The organism is uncultured Streptococcus sp., assembly GCF_963536705.1.
GTDB lineage: Bacteria > Bacillota > Bacilli > Lactobacillales > Streptococcaceae > Streptococcus.
Genome location: NZ_CAUTAP010000011.1, coordinates 42,777 through 59,301 on the forward strand (window position 1 = coordinate 42,777; position 16,525 = coordinate 59,301).

Consider the following 16,525-nt stretch of genomic DNA (forward strand, 5'->3'; position numbering starts at 1 on the left):
TATATATAACTATAATTGTAAGAAACCAACATTATAATTAGACACTTTGTTGAAAACAGTCTATTTTTAACAAAAAAAGAGGAAAGATCCATAAACGAATCTTTCCTCTTTTAATTTAGTATCTGAAACCTAAATTCTTAATTTTTAGTCTTCAGACTTCTTCTTTCTCTTCTCTAAACCAATCAGTCCTAAACCTGATACTCCCGCAAGTAAGCTTGCTGCCAAGTATGAGGTTTCTTCTGTACCAGTCTTAGGAAGGGATTTTGCACCCGCACTCTTAGAAAGTGATGGCGGTGCAGGTGTAATCGTCCGCTCTGGCTGAACAGGATTTTCTGTCACAGTTGGAACGTAAACCGCTGAAATCGTCTGGCCATTACGGTCTTTGCGAATCACTGTTACGCCATCAGCTTGGCCGACAAAGCCCGTTTCTGGTACAAAGGTTACAGTGCCATCTGGCGCAATCGTGTAGGTTCCTTGGCCTGGAACAACCTTTTCAGTACTTCCATCCTCGAAAGTTGGCGGAACAGTTGGATCCACGTCGCCTTCAAAGATTGGTTTGCCAGTCTGCGGCTGTCCTTTTAGACCTATGCTGCTGGTATCTTCTGTAGCAGTACTTCCCAAAACAGTTGGGGTATAGGTTGCCGTCACGGCATTGCCATAAATATCTGAACGTTTCACGACAACTCCGCGAGCAGTTCCGACAAAGTCGGCTTCCGGCACAAAGGTCACTGCTCCCAGCATATTGAACCGATATGTTCCTTCTCCTGGGACAACCATCTCTGTGCTGCCGTCCGCAAAGGTCGGTGCTACTGCCTGGTCAATCGCTCCTTCAAAGATTGGCGTGCCCGTTTGAGCTTGGCCCTTGCGGCCGCTAGATACACTGTCCTTGCTAGTTGATGGTTCAACTACGGTTGGAACATAGCGAGCTGTAACTGAAGTGCCATTCTTATCACGACGGACAAGGGTCACACCAGTACCCTGACCAAGGAAATCAGCATCTGGAGTGAAGGTGACTGTACCGTCTGGTGCGATGGTGTATGTTCCCTGACCCAGAATAGTCTTTTCCTTGCTTCCGTCTTCGAAGGTTGGCTCTACTGACTCATCAATTGGAACCAATGGATCACCTGCTTCGAAGACAGGTTTGCCAGTCTGAACATGGCCTTTGATATTCGTAGAGGAAGCATTTTTACCAGTTGGGACTACTGCTTTCACTATTGCTTGATATTTGACAATAACAGGAGTTCCGTTAGTATCTAAACGAATCAATCCCAGTTCTGACGTTTCACCCTTGAATTGTTTTATTGGAGTAAAGGTCACCTTGTTATCCGCATCCACTTCGAACTTACCAACATTTGGCACTTCTTTAATATTCTTTCCGTTACCAAAGAGTGGAGTCGAACCAGCTGGGAATGGTACTAATTTATGTCCTGGCGTAAAAGTCACTTGACCTTTTTGAACCTGACCTTGCAGACCTTCTGTCTTGGTACCAGTACCTGTCGGAGTTACCTTGGTGAACTCTGGACTGTAGGTCGCAGTCACTGGTGTACCATTTTTATCTACTCGTTTCACAGTGATTGGGTCCGGTGTGCCTACAAATTGTTTGTCTGGGGTGAAGGTCACTGCTCCATCCGGAGTGATGGTATACGTTCCTTGACCTGGAATGGTCTTCTTCTTGCTGCCATCTGCAAAGGTTGGCTCAACTGTCTCATCGATCGGAACTAGTGGGTCTGCACCTTTGAAAGTTGGAGTGCCGGTTTGCGGAAGACCTTGTGGGCCAGTGCTCGTTGCGGTGGTGCCTGTTGGAGTTACCTCTTTGACTACCGCTTGGTACTTAACTGTAACAGAGGTACCATTGACATCAGTGCGAGTCAATTCAAGTTCTGGCGTTTCACCCTTGAATTGTTTGTCTGGAGTGAAAGTAACCTTGCCGTCTGCATCCACTTCGAACTTACCAACATTCGGCACTTCTTTGACAGAAGAACCATTATCAAACAGTGGAGTCGAATCCGTTGGGAATGGAACAGAATCATGGCCCGGAGTGAAGGTGACTTTGCCTTCTTGAACTTGGCCTTGCAAGCCTTCTGTTTTAGTGCCGGTACCTGTTGGAGTCACCTTGGTAAACTCTGGACTGTAAGTCGCAGTTACTGGAGTACCATTCTTATCCACACGTTTAACAGTGATTGGATCTGGTCTGCCTACAAACTGCTTGTCTGGAGTAAAGGTCACTGAGCCATCTGGAGTAATGGTGTAAGTTCCCTGACCTGGAATGGTCTTTTCCTTGCTACCATCGTCGAAGCTTGGCTCTACTGTATCATCAATTGGAACAAGTGGGTCGCCGCCTGCGAAGGTTGGAGTACCCGTTTGAGGGACCCCTTGTGGACCGGTGCTAGTTGCGGTAGTTCCTATTGGGGTCACTTTCTCAACAGTAGGCGTGTACTTAGCCGTCACTGGGGTACCATTCTTATCTACCCGCTTAACAGTTACTGGATCTGGTGTACCAACATATTGCTTGTCAGGTGTGAAAGTAACAGATCCATCTGGCGTTACTTCGAAGATTCCGACATTTGGAACTTCCTTGCGTTTGCTTCCATCATCGAAAGTCGCTGGAGTATCATTATCCAGTGGTACATTCGGGTCGCCACTGACAAAGTTTGGTTTACCTGTTTGAGGGCGGCCTTGTGGGCCTGTACTGGTTGAGGTGGTGCCTGTTGGAGCTACCTCTTTCACTACCGCTTGGTACTTGACGGTTACTGATGTTCCATTGGCATCAATGCGAGTCAATTCGAGTTCCGGTGTTTCACCCTTGAATTGTTTGTCTGGAGTGAAAGTAACCTTACCGCCTGCGTCCACTTCGAACTTACCAACATTCGGTACTTCTTTGACAGAAGAGCCATTGTCAAATAACGGAGTCGAACCAGCTGGGAATGGAACTGAATCATGACCAGGCGTGAAGGTCACTTTGCCTTCTTGGACTTGGCCTTGAAGACCTTCTGTCTTGGTGCCAGTACCTGTCGGAATAACAGCAGTCACAGTCGCTTGGTAGTTAGCCTTAGCTACTGTACCATTGACATCGGCGCGTCTGATTTCGATTTCTGGTGTCTTACCGACAAACGTTTTAACTGGAGTAAAGGTAACATTACCCTCCATATCAACCTCGAACTTACCGACTTTGGCAATTTCTTTGACATTCGTGCCAGTGTCAAAGACTGGTGTACTGTTTTCTGGGAAGCCGACTTGCGGATTTCCTGCTTCAAAAGTAACCTTACCTTTTTGAACTTGGCCTTGAAGCCCCTCTGTCTGAGCACCTGTGGCTCTTGGAGTGACTTTTTCAACAGTTGGTGTGTACTTAGCCGTCACTGGTGTACCATTCTTATCTACCCGCTTAACAGTTACCGGATCTGGTGTACCAACATATTGCTTGTCAGGTGTGAAAGTGACAGATCCATCTGGTGCTACTTCAAAGGTACCGACATTTGGAACTTCCTTGCGTTTACTTCCATCATCGAAAGTCGCTGGGGTATCATTATCCAGTGGTACATTCGGGTCGCCACCAACAAAGTTTGGTTTACCCGTTTGTGGACGGCCTTGTGGGCCAGAGCTGGTTGAGGTAGTACCTGTCGGAGTGACTTCTCTCACTACCGCTTGGTACTTAACTGTAACAGGGGTACCATTGACATCAGTCCGAGTCAATTCAAGTTCCGGTGTTTCCCCCTTGAATTGTTTGTCTGGAGTGAAAGTCACCTTGCCATCTGCATCCACTTCGAACTTACCGACATTCGGTACTTCTTTGACAGAAGAACCATTGTCAAATAATGGAGTTGAACCTGCCGGGAATGGAACTAATTCATGGCCTGGCGTGAAGGTAACTTTGCCTTCTTGAACTTGGCCTTGCAAGCCTTCTGTTTTAGTGCCGGTACCTGTTGGAGTCACCTTGGTAAACTCTGGACTGTAAGTCGCAGTTACTGGAGTACCATTCTTGTCCACACGTTTTACAGTAATTGGATCTGGTTTACCTACAAATTGCTTGTCTGGCGTGAAGGTCACTGCTCCATCCGGAGTGATGGTATACGTTCCTTGACCTGGAATGGTCTTCTTCTTGCTTCCATCTTCAAAGGTCGGTTCAACTGTTTCGTCAATCGGAACCAATGGATCACCACCTGCAAAGGTCGGTGTGCCAATTTGAGGAAGACCTTGTGGACCGGTGCTTGTTGCATTAGTACCTGTTGGAGTTACTTTAGTAAACTCTGGACTGTAAGTTGCCGTCACTGGAGTGCCGTTCTTGTCCACTCGCTTCACTGTGATTGGGTCCGGTGTGCCTACAAACTGCTTCTCTGGCGTTAAGGTCACTACGCCATCTGGAGTAATGGTGTAAGTTCCTTGGCCTGGAATCTTCTTTTCCTTACTTCCATCTGCAAAGGTTGGCTCAACAGTTTCATCAATCGGAACTAGTGGGTCCGCAGCTTTGAAGATTGGAGTTCCTGTTTGCGGGATACCTTGTGGACCGGTGCTCGTAACTGTGGTACCTGTCGGAGTTACTTCTTTCACTACCGCTTGGTACTTGACTGTTACTGGAGTTCCGTTGGCGTCCACACGAATAATTCCTAATTCTGGTGTTTCACCCTTGAACTGTTTGTCTGGAGTAAAAGTTACAGTGTCATCAGCATCCACTTCAAACTTACCGATATTTGGTACTTCTTTAATATTTTTTCCGTTACCAAATAGCGGAGTCGATCCTGCTGGGAATGGAACTAATTCATGGCCTGGCGTGAAGGTGACATGACCTTTTTGAACCTGACCTTGCAAGCCCTCTGTCTTGTCACCAGTACCTGTCGGAGTAACAGCTATCACAGTTGCTTGGTAATTGGCTTTTGCTGCTGTACCGTTGATATCTGTACGGCTGAGTTCAACTTCTGGTGTCTTACCGACAAACGTTTTGACTGGTGTGAAGGTAACATTCCCCTCCGCATCAACCTCGAACTTACCAACTTTGGCAATTTCTTTGACGTTCGTGCCAGTATCAAATACCGGTGTGCTGTCGGTTGGGAAGCCGACTTGCGGACTTCCTGCTTCAAAAGTAACCTTGCCTTTTTGAACTTGGCCTTGAAGCCCCTCTGTCTGAGCACCTGTCGCTCTTGGAGTCACTTTTTCAACTGTTGGCGTATACTTAGCTGTCACAGGAGTGCCATTTTTGTCCACTCGCTTAACAACAACTGGATCTGGCGTCCCAACATATTGCTTATCTGGGGTAAAGGTAACAGAACCGTCTGGTGCCACTTCAAAGATACCGACATTTGGAACAACCTTGCGCTTGCTTCCGTCATCGAAAGTAGCCGGAGTATCATTATCCAGTGGAACTCCCGGAGTGCCGCTCACGAAGTTTGGCTTGCCTGTTTGTGGACGGCCTTGCTCACCAGTGCTGGTGATATTTGTTCCCGTTGGAACCACTTCTTTCACCACTGCTTGGTATTTGACGGTAACAGGAGTGCCATTCACATCTGCTCGAACCAATGTCAGCTCAGGAGTGGTTCCCTTAAACTGCTTGTCTGGCGTGAAAGTCACCTTGCCATTCGCATCCACTTCAAATTTACCAACGGTTGGAATCTCTTTAACAGTCAAACCATTGTCAAAGAGTGGAGTTGTTTCAGCTGGGAATGGTACAGAGGCATGACCAGGCGTGAAGGTGACATGACCTTCTTGAACCTGACCTTGCAAACCTTCTGTCTTATCACCAGTACCAGTTGGAGTCACCTTAGTAAACTCTGGACTGTAAGTCGCAGTGACTGGTGTACCATTCTTATCGACACGTTTTACGGTAATTGAATCTGGCTTGCCTACAAACTGCTTCTCTGGTGTGAAGGTCACTGTGCCATCTGGTGCAATGGTGTAAGTTCCCTGACCTGGAATAGCCTTTTTCTTACTGCCATCTTCGAAGGTTGGCTCAGCGGTTTCATCAATTGGAACCAGTGGATCACCACCTTGGAAAGTTGGGGTACCAGTTTGCGGAAGACCTTGTGGGCCAGTGCTAGTCACATTAGTTCCTGTTGGAGTTACTGATGTAACTGTCGCGATATAAGTAACTTTCGCGGCAATACCATTTGCATCTTTGCGAGAAATGCTAATTTCTGGCGTTTCACCTACAAAGCGCTTGTCTGGCGTGAAGGTGACATTGCCCTCTCCATCTACTTCAAACTTACCGACTTTGGCAATTTCTTTTACATTCGTACCCGTGTCAAAGACTGGGGTGCTGTTGGCTGGGAATCCTACTTTAGGATCGCCAGCTTTAAAAGTTACACGGCCTTTTTGAACTTGGCCTTGCGGACCTTCTGTCTGATCTCCAGTTCCCGTCGGAGTCACAGCGGTCACAGTCGCACGATATTTGGCCTTAGCTACTGTGCCATTGACATCTGCACGGCTGAGTTCAACTTCTGGCGTCTTACCGACAAACGTTTTGACTGGAGTAAAAGTGACATTACCCTCTCCATCCACTTCGAACTTACCGACTTTGGCAATTTCTTTCACATTCGTGCCGGTATCAAAGACTGGCGTGCTGTTTTCTGGGAAACCAACTTGAGGACTTCCTGGTTCAAAAGTAACCTTGCCTTTTTGAACTTGACCTTGTGGCCCTTTTGTCTGAGCGCCTGTTGCTCTTGGGGTCACTTTCTCAACAGTAGGCGTGTACTTAGCCGTCACAGGAGTGCCATTCTTATCTACTCGCTTAACTGTTACTGGATCCGGTGTACCAACATATTGCTTGTCTGGTGTGAAAGTGACAGATCCATCTGGTGCCACTTCAAAGATTCCGACATTCGGAACCACCTTGCGCTTACTTCCATCATCGAAAGTCGCTGGAGTATCATTATCCATCGGTACATCTGGGTTACCACTGACAAAGTTTGGCTTACCTGTCTGTGGACGACCTTGTTTACCAGTGCTGGTGATGTTTGTCCCTGTTGGAGTAACAGCAGTGACTGTTGCCTTGTAGATAGCTGTAGCTGTGCTACCATTCGTATCTGTACGAGTAATCCTGATGTCCGGCGTAAGGCCTTTAAATTGTTTCTCTGGAGTAAAGGTTACATTTCCATCCTCATCCACTTCAAACTTACCAACAGTAGGCACTTCTTTAACAGTCGAACCATTGTCGAAGAGCGGAGTTGAGCCAGCCGGGAAAGCCACAGTTTGTTTTTGACCGTTGACTTGCGCAGAACCTTCTGTGAAGCTGACTTTTCCTCGCTGAACTTGGCCTTGTATACCACTGGTTTCAGCATTCGTCGCACTTGGTGCTGCTGCTTTTACATCAGCCTGATAAGTAGCTGTTACTTCTGTCCCATTGACATCTACTCGCTTGACAGCCTCTGCCGCTGGCCGTCCAGTATAAGTCGGTAGTGGAGTGAAGGTAACTAGGCCTTGATTATCCACCTGATAAGTGCCGACACCATCAACTGTTTTAGTCTGGCTGCCATTATCAAAGGTTGGCAACTTCTTGCTATCAATAGGCACACGATTATTGCCTGGATTGAAGGTCAATTGCCCTGTCTGAACTGCACCTTGAATGCCCTCGCTGCTGGCACCTTGAGCAGTCGGTCTAACAGGAGTCACCTTTGGTTGATAAACAGCTTGATGCGGAATACCTTTACCATCAATCATTTGAACAGACACAGGGTCTACAGTACCAACAAAGTTTTTGTTTGGTTTGAAAGTAATCTTACCTGTTGCAGATTCGACTTCAAAACGACCGACTTCCCGACCATTTGATAAAGCTGGAACTCTAGTATCATCTGTAGTCGTTCCATCCGCTTTCACAAATTTTACTGGATTTGCTGCCGTCGGACTTGCCGGAGTTTTGCGAGCATCACCATCATTAAAGATAGGCGTCTTTTCTTGCGTTAATCCTTGAGCATCCGTTGTTTCATACTTAGGAACATTGAGCACGGTTGGCACATAGCGTCCATCCATCGTATTCAGTTGATCATTGATGACTGGTTCAGCCTGATTCTTGGCAATCCAATCCGTACTTGCGCCGTTAGTATCAAAACGACGGATATTAATTCCCTGGGCTGTGCCGATAAAGCCTGCCTTAGGCTCATATACCACATCTACATCAGCACCGTTTGCAGTTACTTTATAACGGCCTTCAGCAGTGTTATACCAGCCTTCTGCATCAGCTGTCAGGGCATTTCCTCTCGCATCCAATACAATCGGAGCTTTAGTAGTATCAATCGCTACTCTCTTATTTTCAGTATTTTGAGCAATGCCCTGAGGAGTGAAATGAAGAGTGGCTGTCTGTCTCTGATCACGGATTCCAGTACTTTCCTTCTTCTCCCCTTTTGGTGGATAGGTCAGTTCAACTTCTAGGTCTTCAACCTCACCACTAAATGCTGTTCCAGTAGGCTTTTCAATATCTCCCTTGTTCAAGGCGATACGAACACGCATTCCCAACTTGCTAAGTTCAGGATTGGTCATAGCTGGATTCTTCTTAAAGTTGACAGTATAATCTCCCGCAGTTGTTACTTCGGTAAATTCACTGGCTTCGTCTTCATCGAAGACGCCATTATTATTGAAGTCAATCCAGGCACGGACATAGGCTTTTTCATATCCGTTAGCCGAAGCATGGATGCGGAGAGAATAATCTCCGTCACGCAGACGGTTGACTGGAAAGAGACCATTGGTTTTCCCGACTAAATCATCAGACAAGAGCTGATTAATACCTTCATCGGCTAAATCATTCTGATCGTCATGCTTCCAGTTGTTTCCAGATGTGGTATCAATATCAGCCGCAACACGGCCCAAGAATGGCTGTGGATTTTGACCGCCAGTTTCTGCATTGTATCTTGAAATAGCATGGATAGCTTTTCCATAGGAATCCGGTGCATCCCCTTCATCGATTGCCATAAAACCAATCATCGCAGCCTGCTGGCCAGAAGAAGCTATATAAATACCAACCTCTGATGCACCACGTGTCATGACAAGCGGAATTGTATTGTGTCTAGAAACGTTCGGTCCAAATACTTGGCTTCCCAGTCCGCCAGTCTTTTGGTCAGGACTGACATAGGCCTGCCAATGAACTCCAGTACCGTCATTTCCAATAAATTGTCCTTCTGTAGTAGGCTTCATTGGCTTATAGGTTTCTGTAATCTCAGTAGTCACACCATTTGCGTCTGTAACTGTACGCTTCCACTCGGCCAAATGTTCCCAACCCTTACCATTGGTTGTAAAGATAGCATACTCACCAGGGTTTGCCTCTTCTCCATCAGCCATGACAACGGTTGCTTTAACTGGCTTCCCACGATATCTAGCTTCAACTTTGAACTTCACACCATAGTTGGCTTCATCTTTAGGAACCTGCAGTTGGGTTTTACGTCCTTTGGTATCAATCCCTTCTGACTTAATAGCAGACCATTGATTCTGAGCAGCACCAGTAATTTTAGGGCGATAATCATCACCATACCAATACTGATAAGCATAATTATTACTATTGTTATATTGAAGCCAAGTATTTTTTGCATTGGGATCATAACTGCTTTCGTACTCAGTTCCCTTTACTCGATCACGATAGATCTCTGTCGCATAGAAAGGTTTCAATTCCGTCACAGTCAGTTTTACCACATAGCCCGGCGAAATTTCCTTCTCATATACTGTTCCAACTTTAAAGGAGCCATCTTTATCTAGATTTCTCAGTGATTTAGTATCACCAAAATCTAGCCAGTTCACTTGCTTCATCAACTCATCAGAGCGTTTTCTTACTGATTCTTCCAGTGTTGGTTTAGAAACTGTAGGATTAGGTGTTGCATCTTGTATAGCAGAGCTAGCTTGACCAGCAGGACTGGCTGTACGGAATGAAGTTCCTGCCTCCATTGGCTGACCATTACGATCAGACCTTGGCATAGCCGCAGAACTTGGTTTTGGCGTATATTGCACTGAATAAGAGCGAGTCCGACTAGCTTCAGCTGGTCTGGCTTCATTAGAGGTCTCAGCTGTTTGATTAGCTTCTTGTGCCTTTTCAGGTGTCGCTTGCTCTGGGGCAGCAGCTGGACTTACCAGCTGATTTTGATCAGCACTTGCTTCTAAGTTAGCTGTTTCAGGAACAGCAGATATTGCTGTATTCTCAAGAGCAGGCTGACTGACTGGCTGACTCACAGCAGAGTCCGTCGGTTTTTCTGGCAATGAGATATTATCATCTACAGATCCGCTGGAAGTTTCATCTGCATTGACTGTAGCCGCAGTACCTAAAAGGAAAACGGTAGATAATAATACCGAGCAAACTCCGACATTTAATTTTCGAATCGAAAACTTGTTTAAATGGGGGTTAAATAATTCTTTTCCCATAGAATCTCCTATATTAATATTTAATAGCAATTGGTATTATACAACATTTATATTTAGTTAGCCATGGATATGACTGTAGTTGAGGGGCATAGTGTCCAAAAATAGACACATAAAAAAAAGACTCCATTTTTATAGTAAAAAAAGAAGACTCGCAAACGAATCTTCTCACTTTTAACCTTCTGATAAAACCTTATCTAATTTTTCCTGCAGGGCTGTTAATTCCCAACCTTCGATTTCTTTTAGCTTATGATTGGTTACTGCCAGCCCCTCATATTCGAGTCCGCAGTTCTGGCAAAAGCGACTCATCACGTAGTCCAGCATTTCAATTTCTTTGCTGGGTTGAGAACCTTGCAGGAGGAAAAACACCTTTTTGCCCTTGAGTGCTTCCTGCGGCTCATGCACATCTGCCACTCGGTCCAACAGAGTTTTTAGCAAGCCTGAAAAAGACCACCAATAAATAGGACTGGTAAAGACCAGTACATCAGCCTGGCTCAGTTGCTCATAGACTTGAAAGAACTGGTCGTTTTCTGCTGACTGGCCATATTGCTCGATGTGGTAGTCCACTAATTGAAGAGCCTCATAATCTCTATCCCGCAGAAAAAAGTGGCCCAGCTTAAAACTATTACCATTCCTATTCGGGCTGGCGTTTACCAAATAAATCATAGCTTCTCTTCTCCTTTATTTTTTCCAATTATATCAAAAAAGAGGGAAGCAAACAATGCTCACCTCTACTATTTATTCCGACTTTTCAATATCTTCTTTCATCTCATCCATGTTAAACTTAGCAAAGAGATACTTGCGATCTTGTACTGGGAAACGCTGATCCAGCTGGTCTACAGCACCCAACTCGACGACACCTTCCTTGATAACAAAATCCATAACATGTCCACCAAAAGTTAAATCATCCGATACAAAATGCAGATGATAACCTGCTAGACTGACCCCTTGGAAAATCTCAGGCGTCCAGATACCAACGATGGTGCCTGTGACATTTTCCTTACGATACTCAGGCTGATTAACCGCTACTTCTGCAAACTTCTGCTCCGTCGTAGACTTGGGAATCATCCGAACATGCATATGAGCAAAATCACCGTGAATCTTGATAGAGCGGAAAAGATTTTCGCCATCATAGTAAGACTCAATCCGCTTTTCCAGCTCCTTGTCATCCATCTCAAAGCGCTGACGGAAAATGACCTCCGCCTGATGGGGAACAACTGCCGCGTAAGGTACTGTCATATCTGGTGACACCTCAACCACTTCCGGCACTTCTCCAGATCCCTTTGCCTGATAAGCCTTACCATTAAGAACAATGAGCTCACCATCAATAGAGTCCAATGTCCCCAAGCCCAAATCTCCATACTGCAGCAACTCCCCAACAGTCATACTGCCGTCGTAAAGACCAGCCATCAAGGCTCCCAAAGTATTATATTGAAATAATTTGATTGGTTCTGCCATTCTTTTTCCTTAATCTTTCTCTTCTAAAAATATTATTGCCCATCCAGCTAAGATTTTTTCATCCTAATTACATGTACTTACTGAATTTCTACCGCCAATCATTATACCATAAATTGTGGGAAAGAGCTGAGCAAGTGCTTCTTGAGCTTTTATAAGCTTTCATAAAGCTCCTGCATACTAGCATCATCAGGCACTAATCTTAGATAAGAAGCAGCAGCTCTTTTAGCTTCTTCAAATCGGCCTAGTTCTCGTAAAAGATAGACATACTGCTCCAGAAACTCTGGATTATCTTGCAATTCGCGAGCCAGTTGATTATAGAGTTCTTCTGCTTTTTCCAGATTTTCCAAAGCCTGATAAGCACGCGCCAGATTCCAGCGGGTCAAGGCGTTATCGACTTCTTGCTCTGCAAATTCTAAAATATCCTCATAGCGCTCCTGCTCCAAATAAAGAGTAGTCAATCGCAAGGCAATCTCTTCCAAATCATCCGCATCTTCCTGAGCCTGCAAAAGATAATGTTCAGCCGCTTTCTCATCGTGAAGTTCATAAGAAAGCTGTGAGGCTAAAAGCAAAAGCCGAGTCTCAAAAGGATTCTTAGCCAAGCCCTGCTGAGCAAGAGTCAGGGCTTCATCCGTCCGATGTTCCGCATGAAGAGACAAAGCATAAACATATTCGTAGCCTTCAAAATCCGGTGACAGAGTATCCAGTTGCTTAAAATAAAGATTGGCCTTCTGGTATTCTTCCTGGTCCGCTAATATAGTTGCCAGCTCATAAACCGCAGCATCGTCGTATTCCAGCTCAACTGCTTTCTCCAAAAACTCAATGGCAGCTGCAAATTTCCCAAGACTTGCATAGCAGACTCCAATCCGCTGATAAGTTGAGACACCTGTCTGCTCAAAGATTGTACGATTATCTAGCTGGGCGTATTCCTTAATCGCCTGAGAAAAATCCCCCAGCTCCATATCTATCTCAGCCAGACCAAAGGTTACCAAAGGCTCATCAGTCAGCTCTGCTGCCTGAGCTAATTTTTCACGAGCCACATCAGGCAGTCCCTCTAGCTGATAGAGGTCAGCCTTAGCCAGGAGAGCAGCAACATACCAGTCACTGTCTGGCTGAATCTCCTCAAGATAGGCAAACGCCTGCTCCAACTCTCCATCATCACTGGCAATAGCTGCCAAGCTGATATAAGAAGCCGGATAGTCAGGAGCCAACTTTTCAAAAATACGCTTGGCCTGAGGGAAAAAGCCGATACTCTCTAAGTAATCGGCCAAATCCAATAATTCTTCTTCGCTGTCTGTAGTCAGGGCTTGCTCGAAATAGCGATCAGCCAGAGCTAGGTCCTGCTCCTGTAAAGCTGCCAACATTTGCTCACTCTTGCTCACTGATTTCTCCTTCTTGTTTAAAATCGGCTTCATAGAGGCCACTTACTTTCTGATACCACTTAAAGATGGCCGCAATGGCAACCTTGGCTGAAGCATAGGCAGGAATTCCCAGGAAAACGCCCCAAATGCCAAACATGGTACCAGAAGTTAATAATACGAATAAAATCGTAATTGGATGAATACTGAGCTGACTGCCCAAGACCAGAGGAGAAACAAAACGCCCCTCGATAGTCTGCTCAACGATGAAAACAACAATGACTTTAGCCAGCATTACTGGACCGCCAGCAATCAAACCGATTGCCAGAGCCGGAAGCATAGCCAAAAAGCTGCCCAGATAAGGCACCAGATTGAGAACGCCGGCAATTACTCCAAGAGTGACACCATAGCGCAGACCAATAATCTTGAAGAAAACGATAAACATCAGAGCTACAATGATAGCAACCGTCACCTGACCACGCACATAGTTGGCCAACTGGCTGTTGATATCCGTCATCACTTGACCAAAGGAAGCGCGGAATTTAGTTGGCAGAAACTGGGTCACATAGCCTTTCAGATTTTTCCCATCTCTCAGCAGGTAAAAAAGGATAAAGGGCATGATGATAATAGCCACGACAATCTGCGAAGTTGTACTGATTAAGTTCCCCGCCCAGTTAACTGCCCGCGATGAAAAATTGCTGGCCCAATCAGTAATCTGGCTAGACAGATTACTAGTGTATTCTTCAATCTGCGGCTTGAAATCTGCCGAAATATACTTGGTCACAACATCGTCGATGAACTTGTCAGCCTGCTTTAGATAAGCTGGAACATTTCTGACAAAAGCCATGACCTGATGCTGCAAACTAGGAATAGCAACAGCCAAGCCCCAGATAATCAAAAAAGCAATTAAAACAAAGACAATGGTAATAGCAACCAGTCGATTAATCTTGTGCTTTTCCATCCAGTCTACGATGGGATTTAACAGATAATAAAGCAGGCCAGCTAAAATAACTGGCAACATGATTACTCCCAAAAATTCAATGACTGGGCTAAAAATAAAACTGATTTTACTAAGTATAAAAATATTCAGTCCCATCAAAAGGGTTACTAAAAATACTGTAATGGCCTTGTTATCTAAAAACCATTTAAAAAACCAAGATAGGCTAAAATCTTTTTCTTTGTGCTCCATATTCTCCTCCTTTAACTTGTCATTTCATTGTAACATTTTTCAGAGAAAAATTCTCTGCTCAGCTATAGGGAAAAGCAAAAAAAAGAGAGGTGCCAGAAGACTTGTATTTTTCGCAAAATACAGCTTCTGACTTCTCTCTTCGGTTCCTGCAAGGCCAGCTAGAATCCAAGGTTATTTCTCGACAGCCGGCAGAGAAATGCTAAAGCGCATCTTCCGCCCATCAACGGCTTCAAACTGATATCGCAGACCATGCTTGTCCAAAATCTGCTGAACGATAAAGAGTCCCAGACCAGTTCCGCCATCCTTGCGATTGCGACTGTAGTCTGGCCGGTAGAAAGGCTGAAAAATCTGCTGAATTTGGTCTTTGTTCAAAACTCGTTCCGCTTCATTTTCGATGACTAGCTTATGCTCCTCCAGCCTGAGTAGAATCTGTCCACCTTCTACTGTATAATGAAAGGCATTATCCAAAAGATTCTTGATAGCCTTGAGCAGATAGGTGCGGTTACCCTTGACCTTCGCTTCTGCCAGCTCAACCTGAAAATGGTAGTGTCTGACATCTGATAAAACTCGATAGGTGCTCAGATTTTCCTCCAAGACCTGCTTGAGTGAAAAGACTTCCTGTTCAGTTTCAGTCTTCATCTCCAGTTTAGAAATGGCTAAGATAGACTGGACTAACTCCGACTGCTCCTCTAGAATTTCTCGGCACTTCTGCAAGTACTTGTCTCGATCCTTGAACTCTCCTACTCCATAGATCATGCCATCGACCATCCCCATCATGCTGGTAATGGGGGTCTTAAGCTCATGCGATGTCATCCGCAAAAACTCAGCCTTTTCCCGCTCGCTTTCTGCTACCTTTTCATTTTCTAGGCGCAGAGCCTCTATACTGGTCAGTAGATTAGCATAGAGATGATTGATGTCTTGGGCCAGTTCAGCAATCTCATCACGCCCCTTGACCTGACAGGTCACATCTGGAGCCAGACTCGTCATTTGACGGGTGCTCTTAGAGATGGCTTTGATCCGCTGACTGGAAGTCCGGCTATAGAGATAGGCAGCCAGACCACCTAGACTCAGAGACACAAGCAAGACAAATGGATAGAGATTGAGCAAAATCCGACTAGCATCAGAAACAGGCTGTAAGGAATATTCGCCTCTCAGGACAACTTCTTTACCATCTGAAGTTCGAAAACTTTCTGATAAACTCTTGCTCTCATAGTCGCTGTTGGCAATCGTTGGAACGATGGTCAGCTGCAGAGAACTTTCATCACCAGCATCGAGTGAGGGATAGAGAATCGTATTGTCTTTCGCCAGCAAGGTAAACCAAATCAGATTGCTCTTTTTACTATAATCACTCAAGAGCTCGCCGATTTCCTGACTGGACTTTCCCTTGACTTGCTTGGAAACTTGGTCAAATTCTCTCTTAGCTTCTCCACTCTTAACCTGCTGATAATACACCGGCATGGCAAAGTAAAGACTGGCTAGAACAATAGTCACCACAACGAAAATGATGGACGAGGTCAAGAGAAAGTTCTTTTTGACAATCTTCACTTGTCTTCTCCCCCAAGCTGATAGCCCATACCCGTAATGGTTTTCAGCGGCACTCCCGGAATCTTTTTACGGATATTCTTGATATGATTATCCAGTACCCGGCTATCCAGCTCGCTGTAGCCCCAAATGGTATTCATCAGCTGATCACGGGTCACCAAGTGTCCCTTCCTCTTAGCCAGAGTCTGCAAGATTTCATATTCTTTCTTGGTCAGAGGCATTTTCTCACCTTGCCAGTAAACCGTGCAGTCATCAATAGAGACCGTCAGGTCGCCAAGAGTAATCTCTGAAGCAACTGTATTTCTGCGCAGAATATTCTCAATCCGTTTGACCAAGATTAGCGGTGAAAAAGGCTTGGTTACATAATCACTGATGAGGTGGTTAAAGCTGACCAGCTGGGTATACTCGTCATCAAGTGCTGTCAAAATCATGACCGGAATCTGAGAAGTCTTGCGGATTTCCTTCAGTACTTCCAGACCGCTCTTGGTTGGCAGCATCATGTCTAAGATGACCAGATCAAAGGGCTCTTCTTCAAAAGCCTGCAAAGCATCGCCACCATCAAATACTGGCCTTACCTCATACTGACTTTCCTTTAAAAACTCACAAATCACTTGATTAATCGTCGTATCATCTTCCACCACTAGAATCTTGTGCATACTTA

At 45.3% G+C, this 16,525-nt stretch carries 7 protein-coding genes; all 7 read right to left on the reverse strand.

Annotated elements, in window-relative coordinates; genetic code table 11:
- Positions 1-144 precede the first annotated feature (144 nt).
- The 7 genes from RWX26_RS07375 to RWX26_RS07405 all read right to left on the reverse strand — a co-directional run bounded on the left by RWX26_RS07375 (position 145) and on the right by RWX26_RS07405 (position 16,520).
- Positions 145-10,323 carry a CshA/CshB family fibrillar adhesin-related protein gene (locus RWX26_RS07375; protein ID WP_314580441.1) on the reverse strand — a complete coding sequence of 3,393 codons (10,179 nt, stop codon included), beginning with the start codon at positions 10,321-10,323 and terminating at the stop codon, positions 145-147.
- A gap of 171 nt (positions 10,324-10,494) precedes the next feature.
- On the reverse strand, positions 10,495-10,986 hold the full coding sequence (locus RWX26_RS07380; protein WP_009660584.1) for a flavodoxin family protein: 492 nt from the start codon (positions 10,984-10,986) through the stop codon (positions 10,495-10,497).
- 72 nt (positions 10,987-11,058) lie between these two features.
- Entirely contained in the window at positions 11,059-11,778 is a 720-nt protein-coding gene (gene budA, locus RWX26_RS07385; protein ID WP_125401513.1) for an acetolactate decarboxylase, read from the reverse strand.
- Positions 11,779-11,927: 149 nt separating this feature from the next.
- The gene (locus RWX26_RS07390; protein ID WP_314580508.1) at positions 11,928-13,157 is read right to left on the reverse strand and encodes a tetratricopeptide repeat protein; all 1,230 of its coding nucleotides are present in this window, start codon (positions 13,155-13,157) and stop codon (positions 11,928-11,930) included.
- Entirely contained in the window at positions 13,144-14,322 is a 1,179-nt protein-coding gene (locus tag RWX26_RS07395) for an AI-2E family transporter (RefSeq protein ID WP_009660586.1), read from the reverse strand. Before RWX26_RS07395 ends, RWX26_RS07390 begins: the two co-directional genes overlap by 14 nt.
- 171 nt (positions 14,323-14,493) lie before the next feature.
- The gene (locus RWX26_RS07400; protein WP_314580443.1) at positions 14,494-15,867 is read right to left on the reverse strand and encodes a HAMP domain-containing sensor histidine kinase; all 1,374 of its coding nucleotides are present in this window, start codon (positions 15,865-15,867) and stop codon (positions 14,494-14,496) included.
- Positions 15,864-16,520 (reverse strand): response regulator transcription factor, encoded by a 657-nt coding sequence (locus RWX26_RS07405; RefSeq protein ID WP_314580445.1) that lies wholly within the window; start codon positions 16,518-16,520, stop codon positions 15,864-15,866. The genes RWX26_RS07400 and RWX26_RS07405 overlap by 4 nt, the downstream gene beginning before the upstream one ends.
- Positions 16,521-16,525 lie beyond the last annotated feature (5 nt).